The sequence below is a fragment of the Agrobacterium sp. RAC06 genome (assembly GCF_001713475.1).
GTDB lineage: Bacteria > Pseudomonadota > Alphaproteobacteria > Rhizobiales > Rhizobiaceae > Allorhizobium.
On the sequence record NZ_CP016499.1, the window covers coordinates 3664059 to 3682544 of the forward strand.

General features: G+C 60.8%; 17 protein-coding genes. 2 read left to right on the top strand and 15 right to left on the bottom strand.

Going from position 1 to position 18486, the window contains the following annotated elements; genetic code table 11:
• Nucleotides 1-111 precede the first annotated feature (111 nt).
• The 12 genes from BSY240_RS17420 to BSY240_RS17475 all read right to left on the bottom strand — a co-directional run bounded on the left by BSY240_RS17420 (nucleotide 112) and on the right by BSY240_RS17475 (nucleotide 12738).
• Nucleotides 112-894 carry an SDR family oxidoreductase gene (locus BSY240_RS17420; RefSeq protein WP_069043134.1) on the bottom strand — a complete coding sequence of 261 codons (783 nt, stop codon included), beginning with the start codon at nucleotides 892-894 and terminating at the stop codon, nucleotides 112-114.
• On the bottom strand, nucleotides 894-1823 hold the full coding sequence (locus tag BSY240_RS17425; protein WP_069043135.1) for a dihydrodipicolinate synthase family protein: 930 nt from the start codon (nucleotides 1821-1823) through the stop codon (nucleotides 894-896). Before BSY240_RS17425 ends, BSY240_RS17420 begins: the two co-directional genes overlap by 1 nt.
• The gene (locus BSY240_RS17430; RefSeq protein ID WP_069043136.1) at nucleotides 1820-3280 is read right to left on the bottom strand and encodes an amidohydrolase family protein; all 1461 of its coding nucleotides are present in this window, start codon (nucleotides 3278-3280) and stop codon (nucleotides 1820-1822) included. Before BSY240_RS17430 ends, BSY240_RS17425 begins: the two co-directional genes overlap by 4 nt.
• Nucleotides 3277-4746, bottom strand: coding sequence for an ABC transporter substrate-binding protein (locus BSY240_RS17435; protein ID WP_069043137.1), 1470 nt, complete (start codon nucleotides 4744-4746; stop codon nucleotides 3277-3279). The genes BSY240_RS17430 and BSY240_RS17435 overlap by 4 nt, the downstream gene beginning before the upstream one ends.
• Nucleotides 4743-5771 (bottom strand): ABC transporter ATP-binding protein, encoded by a 1029-nt coding sequence (locus BSY240_RS17440; protein ID WP_069043138.1) that lies wholly within the window; start codon nucleotides 5769-5771, stop codon nucleotides 4743-4745. The genes BSY240_RS17435 and BSY240_RS17440 overlap by 4 nt, the downstream gene beginning before the upstream one ends.
• Nucleotides 5768-6748, bottom strand: a complete 981-nt coding sequence (locus BSY240_RS17445; protein WP_069043139.1) for an ABC transporter ATP-binding protein — start codon at nucleotides 6746-6748, stop codon at nucleotides 5768-5770. Before BSY240_RS17445 ends, BSY240_RS17440 begins: the two co-directional genes overlap by 4 nt.
• A gap of 17 nt (nucleotides 6749-6765) precedes the next feature.
• Nucleotides 6766-7638, bottom strand: coding sequence for an ABC transporter permease (locus BSY240_RS17450; protein ID WP_069043140.1), 873 nt, complete (start codon nucleotides 7636-7638; stop codon nucleotides 6766-6768).
• A gap of 7 nt (nucleotides 7639-7645) precedes the next feature.
• The gene (locus tag BSY240_RS17455) at nucleotides 7646-8611 is read right to left on the bottom strand and encodes an ABC transporter permease (protein ID WP_069043141.1); all 966 of its coding nucleotides are present in this window, start codon (nucleotides 8609-8611) and stop codon (nucleotides 7646-7648) included.
• Nucleotides 8612-8694: 83 nt separating this feature from the next.
• Nucleotides 8695-10263, bottom strand: coding sequence for an ABC transporter substrate-binding protein (locus tag BSY240_RS17460; protein ID WP_069043142.1), 1569 nt, complete (start codon nucleotides 10261-10263; stop codon nucleotides 8695-8697).
• 47 nt (nucleotides 10264-10310) lie between these two features.
• Nucleotides 10311-10706 carry a VOC family protein gene (locus BSY240_RS17465; RefSeq protein ID WP_069043143.1) on the bottom strand — a complete coding sequence of 132 codons (396 nt, stop codon included), beginning with the start codon at nucleotides 10704-10706 and terminating at the stop codon, nucleotides 10311-10313.
• Nucleotides 10703-12082, bottom strand: a complete 1380-nt coding sequence (locus BSY240_RS17470) for a dihydroorotase (RefSeq protein ID WP_069043144.1) — start codon at nucleotides 12080-12082, stop codon at nucleotides 10703-10705. The genes BSY240_RS17465 and BSY240_RS17470 overlap by 4 nt, the downstream gene beginning before the upstream one ends.
• Nucleotides 12079-12738, bottom strand: coding sequence for an aspartate/glutamate racemase family protein (locus BSY240_RS17475; protein ID WP_069043145.1), 660 nt, complete (start codon nucleotides 12736-12738; stop codon nucleotides 12079-12081). Before BSY240_RS17475 ends, BSY240_RS17470 begins: the two co-directional genes overlap by 4 nt.
• A 190-nt stretch (nucleotides 12739-12928) precedes the next feature.
• Here BSY240_RS17475 and BSY240_RS17480 point away from each other — a divergent pair, with 190 nt between their 5' ends.
• Nucleotides 12929-13636, top strand: coding sequence for a GntR family transcriptional regulator (locus BSY240_RS17480; RefSeq protein WP_054147690.1), 708 nt, complete (start codon nucleotides 12929-12931; stop codon nucleotides 13634-13636).
• A 357-nt stretch (nucleotides 13637-13993) separates the two neighbouring features.
• Here BSY240_RS17480 and BSY240_RS17485 read toward each other — a convergent pair whose 3' ends face one another.
• From BSY240_RS17485 to BSY240_RS17495, 3 genes are all read right to left on the bottom strand, one after another.
• Entirely contained in the window at nucleotides 13994-15271 is a 1278-nt protein-coding gene (locus BSY240_RS17485) for a radical SAM protein (protein ID WP_171901592.1), read from the bottom strand.
• Between the two features lie 389 nt (nucleotides 15272-15660).
• Nucleotides 15661-15942 (bottom strand): Nif11-like leader peptide family RiPP precursor, encoded by a 282-nt coding sequence (locus BSY240_RS17490; RefSeq protein ID WP_069043147.1) that lies wholly within the window; start codon nucleotides 15940-15942, stop codon nucleotides 15661-15663.
• A gap of 19 nt (nucleotides 15943-15961) precedes the next feature.
• On the bottom strand, nucleotides 15962-16990 hold the full coding sequence (locus BSY240_RS17495) for a GNAT family N-acetyltransferase (RefSeq protein ID WP_171901593.1): 1029 nt from the start codon (nucleotides 16988-16990) through the stop codon (nucleotides 15962-15964).
• Between the two features lie 239 nt (nucleotides 16991-17229).
• Here BSY240_RS17495 and BSY240_RS17500 point away from each other — a divergent pair, with 239 nt between their 5' ends.
• On the top strand, nucleotides 17230-18486 hold the full coding sequence (locus tag BSY240_RS17500) for an NHLP bacteriocin system secretion protein (protein ID WP_069043149.1): 1257 nt from the start codon (nucleotides 17230-17232) through the stop codon (nucleotides 18484-18486).

Genomic DNA, 18486 nt, shown 5'->3' on the forward strand with positions numbered 1-18486 from the left:
ACTGTCCCATTCAGTTGGCGCGGCCTTGCATATCGGATGGCAAGTCGTGCCGTGGACGAGTAAGTTTCGGACGGACATAGTGTATGTCCGCCCGTTTTGCTTAAGTCTGCTTCAGACGGATCTGATGGCACCACCATCCACGCGGATCTTGCTTCCCGTAACATAGGAGGCTGGCTCGGAGGCCAGGAAGATGGCAACGGCGGCAAATTCCTCCGGCCGGCCATAGCGTCCCGCCGGAATGCCGGCTGCGGATTCGGCGGCGACCTCCTCGACACTCTTGGCTGAGCGGCTGGCTGCGGCTGCGTCGAGTTCGTCCACCCTTTGTGTGTGAATGCGCCCCGGAAGAATCACGTTTACAGTCACGCCTTCCGCGGCCACTTCCGCAGCGAGTGTTTTCGACCAGCCGATCAGGGCCGAGCGAATGCCATTGGACAGCGCCAGCCGTGCGATCGGCTGCTCTACGCCAGAGGAGGCGATCGATATGATCCGACCCCAGCGCTTTTCCCGCATGCCAGGCAGAAGACTGGTGGTCAGATGGAAGATGTTGGCGGCCATCGTCTCGAAATGATTGAGCCAGTCCGTCCGTTTCGCATCGACGGCTGCGGCCGGTGGCGGGCCGCCAGAATTGTTGACGAGGATGTCGACACCCCCATCTGCTACGAGCGACTGGACGGCCTTATTCACGCTGTCGATATCGGAGAGGTCGAGCTGGAGCGGGATGACGGTACCTGACGTTGGTGCGAGCTCGGAAGCCCATGCCGAGATGGCCGAGGTGTTGCGGGCGGCGGCATGGACCGTCACCCCTTCTTCCGCGAGCCCTCGCGCGATCGCGGCACCCAGTCCACGGCTTGCACCCAGAACGAGAGCGGTTTTGCTTTTCAAGCCGAGTTCCATCAGCCGAGTTCCTTCAATCTTCTGTCCTGGCGCGCGATCAGGCGCTCGATCTCGCTGATATCGGCGGGAGACAGGGCTCCCCCCGGTTTGCGCAGTGCCGGCGTGGCGATCGCGCCGCGTTTCGCCATGATGTATTTCCGGATGGAAAGGCCAAGTCCCGGCTGCTGTTCGTAGCGCGCGAGGGGAAGATAAGCGTCGAAGATGTCCTGCGCGCGCTCCGGATTTCCCTGCTCGCTATAGTGAACGACGTCGCGCATCATTTCCGGATAGGCAAAGCCTGTCATGGCGCCGTCTGCCCCACGTGCCATCTCTTCGGGCAGGAAGACGCCGCCATTGCCGCACAGGATTGATATGCGCCTCTTGCCGGTCGTCTCCGAGGCGGTCCTTAGTGCGGTAATCTTGGAAAGACCGGGCCAGTCCTCGTGTTTGAGGCAGACGCAGGTCGGGATCTGATCGATGATCGTCTGGATGACGGAGACGGGGATGGTGACGCTCGTGACGAGCGGGAAATCCTGCAGCACGAAAGGCGTATCGCCGATGAACTCCGCCGCCTGCTTGTAGTAGGTGACGATCTGCTGATCGTTGCGCAGGGACGAGGGCGGAGCGATCATCACACCTGCCGCGCCGTCATCCATGACCATCAAGGTCAGGGCCTGCATCTGGGCAAAGCCCGCAGCAGAGACACCCGCCACAACCGGCACGCGGCCATCGACCCTGCGAAGGATACGGCGTACATAGGTCTGCGATTCCTCGATGGTCAGCTTTTGCGCTTCGCCCATCATCCCAAGCACGGTCAGTCCCGTTGCGCCGCGCTCGAGGTAGAAATCGACCATGCGGTCCGTGCTTTCCAGATCGAGATCACCCGTCTCCGTGAAAGGGGTGAGGGCTATGACGTAGACGCCTTTTGCCTCTTCATTCAGCCTCATCATTGGCTGTCTCCTTGATGTTTCGGATATCGTGCATGGCCAAAGAAGCCTTCGGGTTGGCCAATCATGTTTTCGAGCCCCATGCGCTCCATCAGCAACCGGGCTTGCCTGTCGGCTTCTGCGACGACCTCATCGATGTCGGTCAGCAGAGGGCGGCCGCCTTCGAGCAGGATCTGCCCGTCGATCACAACGGTGTCGACGTCATTGCCGTTGGCGAAGTAGGCAAGGCGGAAGATCGGCATCTGGTAGGGCGCGAGGTGAGGGCGCTGCATATCCACCACCACGATATCGGCTTTCTTGCCGACATCAAGGGAGCCAAGGTCCCGATCGAGCCCCAGGGCGGTCGCCGCATCGATCGTCACCATTTCGAGGGCCTTGCCCGGAGGCAGGACCGAGGGATCGCGAAAATGCGTGCGGTGATAGTGCATGCATTGCTGCATGTGCCGGAACATGTCCGCCGATCGGTCTGGCGCAGTTGCATCGGAGCCGATGGCCACCACAGCACCAGCCTCGATCAGTTCGATCGCCGGGCACCGGCCGAGGATGGAGGCGATGGCGCTGGGGTTATGGGCGATGCAGGTGCCGGTATCGGCAATGATCCGGATTTCTTCAGGCGTGATGTCGATGGCGTGGGAGAGGAGCGCATCCGGTCCGAGGATGCCGAGCTTTTCGGCGCGGGAGACGGAGCCCTTCCAGTGGCCATCCTGGGTGAAGGCCACGCCCGCCTCGCGCGAGAGCGCCCGCACGGCCTTGGTTTGTGCGACTGCTGCTTCGTAGTCTGCGGCTGACATGTCGCGCTGATGTTCGTCACGCAGGACGGGGGTGAGCAAGGCGATCTTCATTCGTCCGCGCCCGTGCCATAGGTCCATGAGTTTGCGGCTGACGGCAAACTGCTCCTCGAAGGTTACAGGCCGTTCTGACGCCTTGCCGTCGTGCCACGATGCATAGGTTCGCGGATGCGGAGGGCGGGTCGGTCCGACGGCGACGACCGAGCGCGTGCCGACTGCCGCGACGCCCTCGCAATGGGCGCTTCCATAGGCGACGTCATCCGTCCGCATGATCGTGTCGCCGCCACCGAGAAGCGAAACGCCGGTGGTGACGCCGAAGCGCAGGCGTTCGAGGGCTGCGAGCCGCGCCTCTGCGAACCAGAATTCCGGTGTCGAGCCGACAGTATAGGCAGCGTTGCAGATCTCTTCCCAGTGATTGCCTTGCTCCATGCCCATGGTCTTGATCAGACCGTGGCCGGCATGGGCATGCACGTCGATCATGCCGGGCATCACCACCTTGCCGCTGGCGTCGATATTCCGCTCGGCCTGGTATTCTCTGGCGATCTCGTCTGCTTGCCCGACCGCGACGATGCGATCGTCGAGAACGGCGAGCGCACCGTTGTCGAGAACGCGGCGACTGCAGTCCATGGTGAGGACGGTGCCACCGCTGATGATCAGGTCGGCGCGCCTCATGGTGCTCTCTTCCCGGACTGGAAGTCAGGGAGCCGCGTCACGTCGAGCACGCAATCCTGTCGCATGCGCCAGTCCGGCCAGGACCCGGACAGGCCTGTCACCCTCAGGGGATTGTAGAGATAGAGCCATGGGGGATCCACTTGCAGCGCGCGGAAGGCCTTCTCGAAGATCTCCGCACGTTCACGTGGATCAACAGTTGCCCGCCCCGCGTCGAGCAAGTCTTCGGCCTCGGCATTGTGAAAGCCCAGCCACCAGGAGCCTTGGGCTCTGTGATCGATCTTCTCGGCTAGGATGCGGAAGGTGCTCAAGGGGCTTGAATCGAAGACGCACATGTCGCGCACCTGCTTCAGGCGGACACCATGCGCATAGGCTTCGCGGTCTGTGTGGCGGTGAACGTTCAGCGTCACACCAATTGGGGCAAGCTGCTCCGCAAGAGCGGCTGTCAGTGCCTCGGCTTCATCGGGAAGGCGTGTCGGGCAGTCGACCTCGATGGTCAGGCTTTCGGCAAAGCCGGCCTCGGCAAGCAGCTTTTTTGCCTGATCGCGGTCAGGGCGCAGATCCTCCGATGGCAGGCTGCCGAAATGCACGGGGCTGACGAAGCCGGTCAGTGGCTTTGCTGCACCTCTCACCACCCGATCGATCAGGGCCTGGCGGTCAATCGCCAGATTGAGAGCGCGGCGGACGCGGCTGTCGGTCAGCGGCCCCTTGAAGGCATTGAAGAGATAGATGATGGCGACGGGGACGAGCGATGTGACCCGCGTATGCCTGGCCGTTTCTTCGAGCGCCTTGGATGCTTCGAAATCGAGGCTGTTTGCCACCTGCGCCTGGCCGGAGATCAGCATCTCCAGCCGCGCTTCCCGGTTTGGTTCCAGGCGGAACGTCAGTTCGGCATTGGCTGGTCGCTCGCCATGCCAGCTATCGAAACGCTGGAGGTGCAGGGCATGGCCGGGTTCGCAGGAAACCAGGTGGTACGGCCCTGTGCCGACCGGCTGCGCTGTGTCTCCCGCCTCGTAGCGGTCCAGTGCCGAGGGAGCGACCACGTAGCCGTAAACCAGGATATCGAGGAGATCGGCGATCGGCTTCGACAGGCGGATGGCGACTGTCAGGGGATCGACTGCCTCGATCTCCGCGTCTCCGAGATACTGATGCCAGACCCCGGGCGCGCCGAGCGTGTAGCCTTTGTCAGGGCGGGCCATGCGTATCAGCGATTGGCAGACGGCGGCCGCATCGCAGGGGCTGCCATCGTGAAATCTCAAGCCTTCGCTCAGCCTGAACGTCCAGTGTCGCGCATCTGGTGTAACATCCCAGGAGCTTGCGAGTGCTGGCACGTAGCCACCATCCTTGCCATAGCGCACAAGCCCGTCGAACAGGGCGTCGAAGACGGCCAGCATGTCATTCGCATCGGTGCAGTCATGCGGGTCTTCGAGGGCAAGGCGCGGTTGAACAATGACGACGGGCGAACTCACTGGCTTTTCCTTTCGGCATCGTTCCGATCATGGAGGTGGCATGCAACGGCGCTGCCATCCGGTTGGGGCGTCAAGACAGGACGCTCGATCGCACATCGATCGAAGGCCATGGGGCAGCGCGTCCTGAAGCAGCAGCCAGACGGCAGGCGCAGGGCACTTGGCACTTCGCCGACGATTTCGATCTTCGGTTTTGACAGCGACTTGTCGATGGTCGGCGCGGCCGAAAGCAGAACCTGCGTGTAGGGATGTTTCGGCTGGCTGAACAACTGGTCGCGGCTGGCGGTCTCCACCATGAAGCCGAGATACATGACCCCAATCCGGTCGGCGATGTGGTGAACCACCGAGAGGTCGTGCGAGACGAAGAGATAGGAGAGGCCGAACTCGTCGCGCAGGTCCATCATCAGGTTGAGGATCTGCGCCTGGATCGAGACGTCGAGCGCCGAGACGGGCTCGTCGGCGATGATGATCTTTGGCCGGACCGACAACGCTCGTGCGATGCCGATCCGCTGCCGCTGACCTCCCGAAAACTGATGCGGGTAGCGTCCAGCCTGTTCGGCATTGAGGCCGACCTTTGCCAGAAGTGCGATGGCCTCGTCATGGAGTTCGCGTCGGCTGAGCTTGCCCCCGGCCTGAGCGCGCCTCGGCTCCATCACGATGTCCCTGACCCGCTGCCGGGGGTCGAGGGAGGCATAAGGGTCCTGGAAGATCATCTGCAGCTTGCGGCGGATCGGGCGCATTTCGCGAAACTGCATGCGGGAAATGTCTTCCCCGTCGATCCGGATTTCGCCTGCGGTCGGCTCGTAGATCCGGGCAATCGTCTTAGCAACGGTCGACTTGCCGCAGCCGGATTCGCCTACCAGCGCCATGACCTCGCCCGGTGCAATCGACAGGTCGACACCGTTGACCGCCCGCAATTGTTTCTGGGGAGCGAGAAGCTTTCCCTTTCCGAACTGTAGCCGATCGAAAAGCCCCCCCACGGGGAAGGCTTTGACCAGACCTCGGACCTCAAGCACGGGGGTCGTCATAACGCCGTCTCCTCCAGCGGGAAGTGGCAGGCTGCATCGAGCGAGCCGCGTACGGGGGTAAGAGCCGGCGTTTCTGCCGAGCAGATGGCCTGGGCCCGGAAACACCGGTCCCTGAAGCTGCATCCCTTTCCGAGCGTGCGGATGTCCGGCACAGTGCCGGGTATCTGGCTGAGACGTTCCCGGCGATCGGTGATCTTGGGAATGCTGTCGAGGAGCCCGCGCGTATAGGGATGGGCAGGGGACTCGATGATCTCGCTCGTTAGCCCCCGCTCGACGACCTTGCCGCAATAAAGCACGACCACCCGGTCCGCCATCTCGGAGACGACGGCGAGATCGTGGGTCACGAGGATCATGGCTGCTCCGCGCTCGACAATCTGGCGCCGCATGAGCTTCAAGATCTGGGCCTGGACGGTGACGTCGAGCGCCGTGGTCGGTTCGTCCGCGATGATCAGGCGGGAACCGGCCAGGAGCGCGATGGCAATCACGACGCGTTGGCGCATGCCGCCCGAAAACTGGTGCGGATAGGCGTCGAGGCGGCTGGCGGCCTCCGAGATGCCGACATCCTCGAGCATCTCGATGCAGCGTGCGCGTCGCGCGCTCTGGTCGAGGTCGGTATGCAGACGCAGCATTTCGTCCATCTGGCGCCCGACCGTGTAGACCGGATTGAGAGACGTCATGGGGTCCTGGAACACCATGGCGATCTGGCCACCACGCACAGCGCGCATCTGGTCCTCGCTCTTGCGCGTCAGATCTTCGCCGGCAAAGACAATGCTGCCTGCCTCGATCCGTCCGGGTGGGTCAATGAGGCCGAGAATGGAAAATCCGATCACGGATTTCCCGCCGCCGGACTCGCCGACAAGGCCGACCACCTCGCCCGGGCGGACGTCGAAGCTGACGCCGTCGACGGCTTTCACCACGCCGCCGAAGGTATGGAAATGTGTCTTTAAATCCCGGACTTCGAGAAGTGCTTCACCCATGGTCGCTGTCTCCCTCGTCATCTCAGCCGCGGATTGAGTTCGTCCCGCAGGAAATCGCCGAACAGGTTGATGCCGAAGACGAGGAACATGATGAACAGTCCGGGAAACGCAGAGGTCCACCAGATGCCCGAAAACAGGACGTCGAAGCCCTCCTTGACGAGAAGGCCGAGCGAGGGCTCGGTGATGGGGACGCCGACGCCAAGGAAACTGAGCGAGGCTTCGATCAGAATGAAGGTACCAACCTGGATCGTAGCGACCACGATGAGCGGCGTCATGACGTTCGGCAACACGTGGCGCAGGATGATCTCGCCGTTTCCGAGCCCCGCCACCTTGGCCGCCTGGATGTATTCCTTCTGGATCTCGCTCAATGTCGATCCGCGAACGGTACGGGCGTAAACCACCCAGCCGACGGCGGTGAGCGCGATCAGAACCATGCCGATGCCCGTCCCGAAGGCCGACATGAGGAAGAGCGCGATCAGCATCGAGGGAAACGACAGCTGAATGTCTGCGATGCGCATGATGATGCTGTCCACCATGCCGCCGTAGTAGCCGGAGATCAGCCCGAGTGCTGTCCCGATCACGCAGGAGAAGATCATGGCGGCGAGGCCGATGAAGGCGGAGATCCGCGCGCCATAAACTATGGATGCGAGCACGTCGCGACCCTGCCCATCTGTCCCGAGCAGATACCTGCTATCACCACCCTCCAGCCATACCGGCGGCTTGAAGCTGTCCATCAGCTCCAGCTGGGATACGTCATAGGGATCCTGGGTGACAAGCAGCGGCCCGAATGTCGCAAGCAGGGCGAAGAAGGCGAGCAGTGCGCTTCCGAAGACGGCCGGCAGGTTTCGGCGGTAGTGAAAGAAGAATTCTGAAGAGAAGAACCCGGTCATGCGATCCTCACTTCACGGTAATGCGGGGGTCGATCAGCGTGTAGACGATGTCGACGATGAAATTGATGGCAACGAAGATGAAGGCGGTCAGCATCAGGTAAACGACGATGACGGGGCGGTCGCCGCGGTAGATGGAATCGATCAGCAGCTTGCCCGTGCCGGGCCATGCGAAGATGGTTTCGGTGATCGTTGCAAAGGCGATGAGATCACCGAGCTGCAGGCCGAAGATCGTCACGACCGGAATGAGAGCGTTCTTCAGGCCGTGCCTGAACAGGATGTTCTGGCGGGATGCGCCTTTGGCACGGGCGAACCGCATATAGTCCTGCCGCATCACCTCCATCATGCCCGCACGGGTCATGCGCAGCATGATGGCTAGGGTGGCCAGCGCCAGTGTCACGGATGGCAGGATGATGTGCGACCAGCCGTCCGCCGTGAAGATCGATATGCGCAGCCCTAGGATTTCGACCGTATCGCCGCGTCCGGAGGAGGGCAGAAACTGGTAGCGGACGGAGAAGAAGAAGATCAGCATCATGCCCACCCAGAACCCGGGGAGGGAAATGCCGAGCAGTGAGCCCGCCATGATGCCGCGAGACACCGGCTTGTTCGGATTGGCCCCGGCATAGACGCCGAGCGGCACGGCGATCACGGTCGCCAGCATGATTGCCACCAGCACCATTTCGATCGTTGCCGGCAGACGCTCCAGGATGAGGTCCATGGCGGGCTGGCGGAACACATAGGAGCGCCCGAAATCGCCCTGCAGCATGTTGCCGAGGAAGATGAAATATTGGCTCAGCAGGGATCGATCGAGACCCAGCAGACGGCGGGCCTGCTCGATCTCGGCGGTGGTGGAATCGATCGGGATCACCATGAAGACGGGATCGCCGGTAAAGCTCATCATCAGGAAGACGATGACTGATACGCAAAAGAGTACCAGCACCATCTGCAGGAGCCGCTTGATCGTATAACCCAGCAAGGCAGTGTCCCGTCATGAAGAAGTGAGAAATTCGGGACTGTCTCCCTAAAGGTCGACAGTCCCGCGCTCGTTCGGGTCGGGGCTTATTCCTTGACGTCGATCTCGTAGGCCCAGAGGAACTTGTCCGCACGCGGTGTCATCTCGACATTGGTCTTTGCGGCATAGAGATCCTGCTCGTAGTGGATCGGGATCATCGGGATGTCTTCCATCAGGATCTTGGTGACTTCCTGCAGGTATCCGTCGCGCTCTTCGAGCTTGGAGGTCGCATCGGCCTTGTCGATCAATTCGTCCACCTTCGGATTGGAATAGGATCCGCGGTTGACCTGGCCGTAACCTTCCTTCTTGTCGCGCGAGTAGAACATCACGCTGTACATCGAGCCGCCGTCACCGGAGGGAACGTCCCAGCCGCTCATGATCATGCTCGACTTGTCGCTCGGGACCCGGATGTAGCCGAAGAAGTTGGACTTCGGCATCAGGTTGAGCTTGAGATCGACCTTGATCTTGCCAAGCATCGACGCAAGCGCCTGCGCGATCTGCTGATCGTTGACATAGCGGTTGTTGGTGGTGTCGAGGGTCACCGTGAAGCCATCGGCGTAGCCGGCCTCCGCCATGAGAGCTGCCGCCTTCTCAAGATCGAAGGGATACATGTCTCGGAAGCTTGCGCCGTCGACATAGCCCGTGTGGGAAGCAGGGATGTATTGCTCTGACGGGGTCGACAGGCCGTTCATGATGATCTTGTTGATCGCACTGACGTCGATTGCGCGGACCATGGCTTCACGGACACGTCGATCCATCATCGGATTCTTGTCGAGCGCGACGGTGGGGCTCTTCTCACGATGGTCGATGGAGACCACGACGTTCAGCAGGCTCGGCTTGGTCATGACCTTGTAGCGGTCATCCGCCTTGACGCGGTCGACGTCGCGGACGTTGAGATCCTGGATGACATCGACTTCGCCGGTCAGCAGGGCTGCCGTGCGGGTGGCGCCATTGGTGATCGGACGGAACGTGACTTCTTCGATCTTCGGCGCACCGGCGAAGTAGTCGGCATTGGCGGCAAGCGTGATGTGATCTTCCTTGATCCATTCGACTAGCTTGTAGGGGCCGGTGCCGACAGGCTTCAAGTCCAGCTGCTCGTCGCCCACTTCCTTCGCATATTTCTCGCTGAGGATCAGGACGGCTGCCAGATCGTTCGGCAGGACCGCATAGGGCTTGGGCGTCTTGATCTCGACGGTGTAGTCATCGATCGCCGTGAAGGACGCGATGTTGGCGCCGAGATTGGCCATCAGCGACTTCTTCAGACGGTCGAGGGTGAAGACGACGTCGGACGCCTTGAAGTCTTCACCATTGTGGAACTTGACGCCCTGGCGCAGCTTGAACACCCAGGTCGTGTCATCCTTGAGCTCCCAGCTCTCTGCAAGGCCGGGTCCGAAGGACAGGTCGGCATTGCGGCGGACCAGGGGATCGTAGATGTGGTAGAACATGATGTTGCTGGACAGCTCCTCGCCCGCCTGGGGGTCGAGATTGACGGCGTCCGACGTCAGGCCGACGGTCAGTTCCTTGGCATGGACCAGGCCTCCCAGGGCCGTCGAGCTCAAGAGGACGAATGCGGCAAGGGCCGCGATACGTCCAGATTTCATGCGAAGATTCAGCATTCTTAGTTCCCCTTTTTTGGTATGCCGACATGTTTGCATGCGCGTTTTCACCGAAGTACGGATTGCACCTCGATCTGGTAGCCTTCCGGGTCTTCCAGCACGAAGGCTCGAATTCCGAGAGAGACGCTGTCCTTTGGTTCCGTCAGCCCGATCGCGTTCTGGCTTGAGAGAAAGCGATGCCAGGCGTCGACATCGGGCACGCGTATGCAAAGCTGCACAGGCTTGATCGGATTGGCGCGATGCATTCCGCGGGTCTCGTCGACAAGACCGACATAGGCATGCTCGGCAATCTTCAGGATCTTCGACCAGCCCTGATCGATCTCGAGCGGGAAGCCCATGACCTCTGTGTAGAAGTCCAACGCTCTGGGCAGGTCGACGTAGTAGAAGAAGGTGATGGCCTTCTCGACGATACCGTCATCGGGCCGGGTGGGTGCCTCAGTCATGTTGTGAGATCCTTGGGAAACCATGTGCTTTCGCTGCGGCGCAGATAGCGTCCGCTGCCGGGCTTGTTGAGGACCGATCGGCCGTCATAGGCGAGCCTGCCCGCGTGATAGGTTGCGGCCACCCGGGCGGCGAAACGCCGTCCGTCATAGGGGCTCCAGTTGAGGCCGTCCTGGGCACGGCTCGCGTCCCAGACATCGTCTCCCTCGGCGAGGATCGTGATGTCGGCATCGGCACCGGGGACGAGAGCCCCCTTGCGTGGATAAAGGCCGAAGAAGCGGGCGGGGCGTTCGGCGAGATATTTGGCGCTGTAATGCGCAGCATCGACGCCGCGCTGTTTTGCGACGGTGTAGAAGGCAGGCAGCAGCGTCTCCATTCCGGGTACGCCCGCTCCGGCATCGAAGATGCTGTCGGTGAACTTGTTGTCGATCGGCCAGCTGGAATGATCGGAGCTGACAAAGGCAATCCGGCCCTCGATCAGTTCCTGCCAGAGTCGATCGATCTGGCCGGGGCGAATGGGTGGGTTGACCTTCATCCGCGCGCCGAGCTCTTCACCGTCGCGTTCGGGATCGAACCAAAGGTAATGAACACAGAGTTCGCCGGTCGCCCTGAAGCCCTCTTGCGCATAATTGTCGACCAGCTTGAAGCCGCGCGGCGTGCTGATATGGACGATGTGGGCATGTCCGCCGGTATTGGCGGCGAGTTCGAGGAAGTGCACGGTCGATGCCAGTTCCGCGACTTCAGGCCGGCTCGGCGAATGCGCGGTGATGCCGTTTCGACCCTCGGCCCTTGCGCGCGCAACTCGGGAGCGCACGATTTCCTGATCTTCGTTGTGCAATCCAAGCGGCAGGTCGGTTGCCGAAAGCGCTTCCAGCAGATCCAGGGCGAGGGCCGCATCGATCCTCGGAAAACGGGTGGGGCTGCTCTCGAATGCGGAGATCTTGAAGGCGACGACGCCACCATCGGCGAGCGATTGCACTTCGTTCAGGGATTGCCCGGGCATGACCGTGCCGTAGAGCGCGACATCGCAATGGGCAAAGCGTTCCACGGCTTCGACCTTGGCGTCCAGATGCTCCCTGGCGCTCAGCGGGGTCGGGTTGTCGTAAGGCATATCGACGATGGTCGTGACCCCGCCGGCAATGGCAGATCGGGTCGTCGGTTCGATCCCGGGGAGGCCGAGATAGCTGCCCGCATGGGTCTGGCCGTCAACGATCCCCGGCAGGACGAAAGCGTCTCCAGCGTCGTGCACGGTGGCGGCTGCAGGGGCTTCGCCTTCTCCGATTGCGTGGATGATCGAGCCTGAGATCGCGACCCAGCCATTGGAGATGGTCGTTTCAGGCGTAACGATCCGCCCACGAATGACGAGATCAATGCTCAAAGCGCCCTCCTGCGATAGCCGAGTTCAGCCTGCATACAGGCAAGGGCGACGCCGGCCTGAACCGGGTCGATGACGGGCAAGCCCAGTTCCGTCTGCAAAGCCTCCCGGTAGGTCCCGAGGCCGGCGCAGCCGAGGATGACTGCCTCGGCACCATCCTCATCGCGAAGCACGGAGGCGATGCGCGTGACAGGAATGACAGCGTCTTGGGCGATGAGTTCAGCAACGGTCATGTCGATCGACCGATCGCCCGCAAGCCTGCCATCGAGTTGAAGGTCCTCAAGGTAACGCCTGTGGCGGTCAATCGAGGACGGTCCCATCGACACGATCCCGAAACGCTGTCCAAGCCCGAGCGCTGTCAGATACGCCGCTTCGGCAATGCCGACGACCGGGACATTCGTGGCGGCTCGTACGGCCGAAATGCCGGGGTCCGAAAAGCATGCGATGACGATGGCGTCTGCCTTTGCCGCTTGCACAGCTTCGATCAGCATCGGCACGACTTCGGCGACATGGGCATCCGTTTCGATACCCACAGGCGCGCCCTCGAGCTCAGTGCAGCGGATTTCGTGGCCCTTGCCTTCGAACGGTTTCAGGCACGCTTCCATCGAGCGTGTGACTACCTTCGAGCTGTTCGGATTGATCACCAGGATCTGTGCCACTGTTCCTCCAGGGACGGCTCTCCAAAGTCGTCATGCTGTGATATGCATCGTAGTATACTAAGAAATATCTCATGTCAAAGGCCGGCCGCCTTGCGAAGTCAGAAAAAGTGGAGGAAGACAGAATGGGGCGTAAAGCCTTATGATCCACGAGTGGGTCCACAGACCCCATCGAGTTTGGAGAGAAGCCGTCTTGCAGAGCCTCAGCGTTGAAAGTGATACCTCGCCGGCCCGGCAGAAGAAAATTTCCCTGACGGAGACCGCTTATGTTTCTCTGCGTGCGCGGGTGCTTTCCGGCTCATTGAGACCCGGGGCCGAGTTTTCTGAGCTCGAGCTGGCAGACCAGCTTGCCATGAGCAAGACGCCGGTGCGGGAAGCGCTTGGTCGATTGGTGGCGGAAGGACTGATCGAAGCCTTTCCGAGGCGCGGCTACCGGGTTACGCCCGTGACGGTAAAGGACATCAATGATCTCTTTGCGATCCGCGCGATGACCGAAGGTACGGCCGCCGCCATGGCCGCGCTCAATCTTTCAGCTGCAGACCTCGATCGGCTCGAAGCGCTGGCGGAAGCCCGCTACGACCCGCACCAGGGCGAGAGTGTCCAGTCCTTCGTCAAGGCCAACCGCGATTTCCACCTGGCGATCGCCGAGGGCGCGAACAATCCGCGGCTGTTGGCGCTGGTTGCCGCGCATCTCGACGAATGCACGCGTCTCTTCTACCTCGGTGCAGTTAGTCGCGACGTCAATCCGGAAACCAGCGCGGATCATCGACACATTGTCGATGTCTTGCGCCTGCGTGACCCCGACCTTGCCCGTGCGGCGATGGTCGAACACAGCGAGCACACACAGAAGGGCGTGCTGAAGGCCCTGATTTCTAGCGACACCACGGCGCTGACGCTATAGTGAGAGGCCGAGCATGCCGCGCCATATGTGGGGGTTTACACAATTCTCTGCGAGATCAGGCCGCCGCAACCAAAACATCCAGACGCAGGAAACTGAACGCGGTTTTGCGTGTTTGCGCTATGGGCGGATCTCACAAGACCGTTAATCCATGCTCTGATCCCCCTGGAGTGTGCCCCGTCTGTTGTCGAAAACGGCGGAAATCATGATCGGCTCCGGGCTTGTTGGAAGGCCAGCGGGAACATCAGTCGCCGGTCGGAGAGCAGGCGTTTCGGACCGCTCTCGATCTTCAGCGGGCGACCGGCCTTTCAAGTGGCTCGCTTACTGCGCTCGACGGTGGCTGGAGTGAAAAGGCATCGCCTAAAGTGCAGGCCGCTCGAAGCGTGCAAGATCGGGCTGCCACAGGTCCTGAACCTCCAGCATGTGACGGGCCTGACAGTAAAGGGAGAAAATCGTGGTCAGTGATACGACCAGATCGGGACGATCAACAGATGCTCGGTCAAAGGCCCTGACCAGAGCGTATTCAGCCGGTCCTCGCTTCACAAGCTCCCGGGCGAGTAACGCTGTTGGCCCGGCGAAAAGCGCCTGGCGCTGGAAGTCCTTCCTTTCGCCGGAAAGAGCCACATAACGCTCAAGGCGGGTCATGAAGTGACTGGGTGCGAACAATCGGTTGAGAAGCCACGTCATTCCCGATCGCAATTGCTCCTTGCTCATCTGAGCTGGAATGATGTTCGTGCTGACAAGTGAGGCTGAGTGATCGGATCCTTCGGTCAGGCGTCCCTCTTTGAGCAAGCGCGTGTGAAGCGGGGTTGTCTCGGGCGCGACGAGCACTCCTGGACTGATCAGAGGAAGAGGCATGCTCTGGATAAAGTCGAACTGCCGTTCAAAGATATCGACACCATCCTGATCGAAGCCGACGATGATGCCCCCATACACCATCAAGCCATGTTGAACGATCGTCTCGACCTGAGCAATGATGTCGTGCCGCAGGTTCTGGCGCTTGCCTGCCTCGGCGAGGCTTTGTTCATTGGGTGTTTCGATGCCGACGAACAGGGTTTCGAAACCGGAATTTCGCATCAGTGCGAGAATGTCGTGGTCGCGACTGATATCGATGGACACCTGCGTAGCGAAAGCTAGGCGCTCGTCCGGTGGGCGCGTATTCCAGTCCAGAAGCCGTTCGAGTAGCGCCCTGGTGCGCCGTCGCATCACCGTCAGATTGTCATCAGCGAAGAAGACACTGCGAACACCGCGATCACGCAGGATATCGAGTTCAGCGGTAATCTGGTCCGGCTCCTTCCATCTCTGCTTGCGTCCGAGATACTGGATCACGTCACAGAATTCGCAGTCGAACGGACACCCGCGAGACGTCTGGACCTGTGCAGACCAGGTCCGCTCGAGCGGATAAAGGTCCCAGCGCGGCACAGGTGAATCGACAAGCGCAGGCTTGCCTCCTTGATAGGTGGACTTGTATTTCCCTAAGGCGAGGTCTTCGAATAGCTCTCCGGCAATCTCTTCGATCTCGCCGATGACGAGAATGTCGCAATGCTCTCTGAGGGCATCCGGCGACAAAGAGGCATAGGAGCCCCCGATCAGCACGATCTTGCCGCGGCGTCTGAACTCGGCCGCAAGCTCGATCATCCGGGCCTGTTGGGTCACTTTTCCCGTGATGCCGACGTATCGAGCCGGATGGGACAAATCGACAGGATCGAGACGCTCCTCGCAGATCGTCACCTTCCAGTTGTCAGGGGCGAAGGCTGCGACCGTCGGGGTTGCCAGATCGGCAATCGCTGTCGCATTGACACCCGTCCATGCGCCGAGAACCTCCAGGCCAAAATAGCCCGGAGCGTTTTCTTCCGGATTGATCAGATAGATTTCGTGCATTGCGCAGGTAACCGCAGCGGGTGAGACCTCAGGAGAAGCAGACCTTGACGTTACGTCTGCCTCCCCCAATCATTCCGGGTTTTGCTCTGTCTTCCTGCCCCGCGTTGGGGCGGACACCATGGTTAGGGTGCTACTCGCGCAAGCCCTTAACCGAAGGATATTTTCTGACCACCCGGTTGCTTGATCCTCGGCGGAGCCATGATTCCCCCTGCGACGAGTTCCAACTCGTCATCAGACAGTTCATCATTTGTGGAAGCGTGATGGGCCAATGCCACGCTTAGCTCCTCGCTGGTGAACGAGAACCCTTCGCGCTCTCCAAGGGCAACGACGGCGTCTGCACCTTCCTGCAAGGCCACAGTCGCCTGCGCCTCCAAGGCCTGGTCGCTCCGCACGTGTTCGTAGAATTTTTCCAAAGCATCGATCGACATGACATGTCCTTTCTAGTTTTCAATTGTGAGCGGGATATACGCTTGAGGGTCCATGTGATCTCAAGATGGTTTCGACCCTGTCAGCGATCGGGGCAAAGCGGCGGCGGGTCAGGTGGACCATGCGTGGCCGCGAGGTGTCGGTGTAGTAAAGGGCCAGCGACTGGGGGCCGAAGAGCTCAACCTGCTTCCTGTAGCAGTGAAAATAGGCACCCACGGCGATGGCCGTGTGCCAATAGCTCGGATCGAGAAAGGCCTCAAAATACTCGATCAAAGGATCGGTTGGAGTGCCGTTCAAGCTCTCCGAGCCGGACAAGGTTTGCCAGCGCTCGCTGGAGGGGCCGGCCAGTACCCAGCCGACCAGTTCGCCCTGACGGCGCACCAAGCAACTGACTTCCGGCTCCAGTCGCGGCCACAGTCGCAATGGCCCTTGCATTTGCGCAGCATCATCGACAGCCAACAGATCCTTGACCCTTTGTTCGTCGGCGGCAGTCAGGCACAGCGGATCGAAACTGTAGACTGATTGCTTTGTCAGCTTCTCAGAGACCGGCGCCCAGCTTCCGACTGCCCCCACCATTGGGCCGGCTCTTCCGAGTACGAAAAGCCCGTCTTCGACTGGCGCGGTCCAGCCGGCCCGGACCAGCAGAGCACCAAGAGCTTCATGCCTTAGTCCGCGCTCCACAAATCGCACGGACATGGAGAGCGCGCCGCGTCCAAGCGCATCAGCCATCCAGGTTTCAAGAAGCCGCTGGCCCAGCCCCCTGCGGCGGTGCGCTGTTGCCACAATCAGTGACACCAGTTCTGCCTGTCCCTTATCGTCCACGAAGCCGAGTGCCAGGCCTACCGGTAAGCCTGCAACGACCGCGCCAATGGCAAACCAGCGGGGCGGAAGTTTCGCCATCAATGGACGCAGGCGCGGAAAGGTCAATTGAGAAAACAGGCTGGCATTGCCTTGAAGAGACAGGAGCCGAGCCTCGCCGCATGAGGCGGCCGGTAGGGAGGCTGCGTCAGCAAGCAGTGACGTTCCTCTGTGTGTCTTGTCCGTGATCATCAGCATGCACCTTTGGTCACCGGATATCTCCCGGCACCTGATTGGCCGGCAATGTGAAGCGACAGGTTGCTGATGAAAAGTGATCTGCGACGTATCTCTCCGTTGCGCCCAGATTTGGCCTCGCTGTTCGAAACCGATTGGTCGCACTTGCAATCGAGATCCGATAAGCCCTCAAATTACTGTTTTGGCTGAAGGGGCAAGCCACACCATGACGAAGATGCAGCGGGGAGACTTGGTCGATGAGCGCTGACAAGCTCTTTCGTCAGGAAGCGCTCCAGAAGCTTGCTTCCCCTGAACGGCTTGATGAAGCCGTACAAATCAATTCCAGAGGAACCTGGATTGCGGTCACGGCATTCGTAGCGCTTGCCTTACTCTTTGGGCTGTGGAGCGTGCTTGGACGAATTCCCTCGCGTGTCGAAGGACAAGGGATATTGCTCCTTTCGGGGGGGAACGTCATCGACACAGTCGCGCTCGCATCGGGCACTCTTGTCACGCAAGGTGTGGCGGCTGGTGCGGCGGTCACGCCGGAAATGACGATCGCGCGGATCGAGCAACCTGACATCGCGCTTCGGTTGGCGGACATGAACCGTCGCCTTGAAACGCTGATTGCAAACCGGCAGCAAGCATTGCTGGATGAAGAACAGCTGCGTCAGGCAAGACTTTCCAATACGAAAGCACGACGTGTTGCCTATGAAGGAAGGTCGCGAGACGCCCGACAGCGCCTCGAGGCCTATCAGGCGCAACTGAAGCGGCAGGAAAATCTGGTCGCCACTGGTGCGCTTGCTGTTGCAACCTTGCAGCAAACGCGGGAACAGATAGAGCTTGCGTCCCAGGATCTGTCCAATGTCGAAGCCAGCCTTCTGGAGATGGAGGCCTCAGGCTTTGCCTCGGATGCCGAGAGCCGGCGTCTGATCAGCACGCTTGATCAGGAGGTCGGCAAGGTTGAGGCAGAGCGGGATCAACTCGCGCAGACGTTGAGTGAATTCGGCAAGGTTCGGGCGCTTCAGTCTGGAACGCTGGTCGAATGGAAGGTCCCGTCCGGCACCTTTGTCGTGTCCGGAGCACCGGTCGCAAGCATCGCAACGGGCGATGGCGGCTTGGAAATGCGCCTTTTCTTACCACCGGCCAGTGGCAAACGGGTGCGGCCGGGCATGCGCGTCGACATCGAAATCTCCGGTCTGCCGCGCGAGCAATGGGGAACGCTGACCGGCCATGTCCACTCCGTCTCCGATTTTCCGGCGACCCGGGAGGGAATGCGCGCCATCCTGCAGAACGACACGCTGGTCTCAAGTTTCTCGTCGGATGGGGCACCTTTCACAGCGGTGATAACGCTTGATACAGATCCTTCTGCGGTGAGCGGCTATCGCTGGGTTGGAGGACCAGGCCCGGCCCAGGCGCTCAGCCATGGTGCGATCGGCAAAGCCAAGGTCACGATCGAAGAGCGCGCTCCCATCGATTTCCTGGTCCCCATGCTTCGCAGACTCACGAGCGCGTAA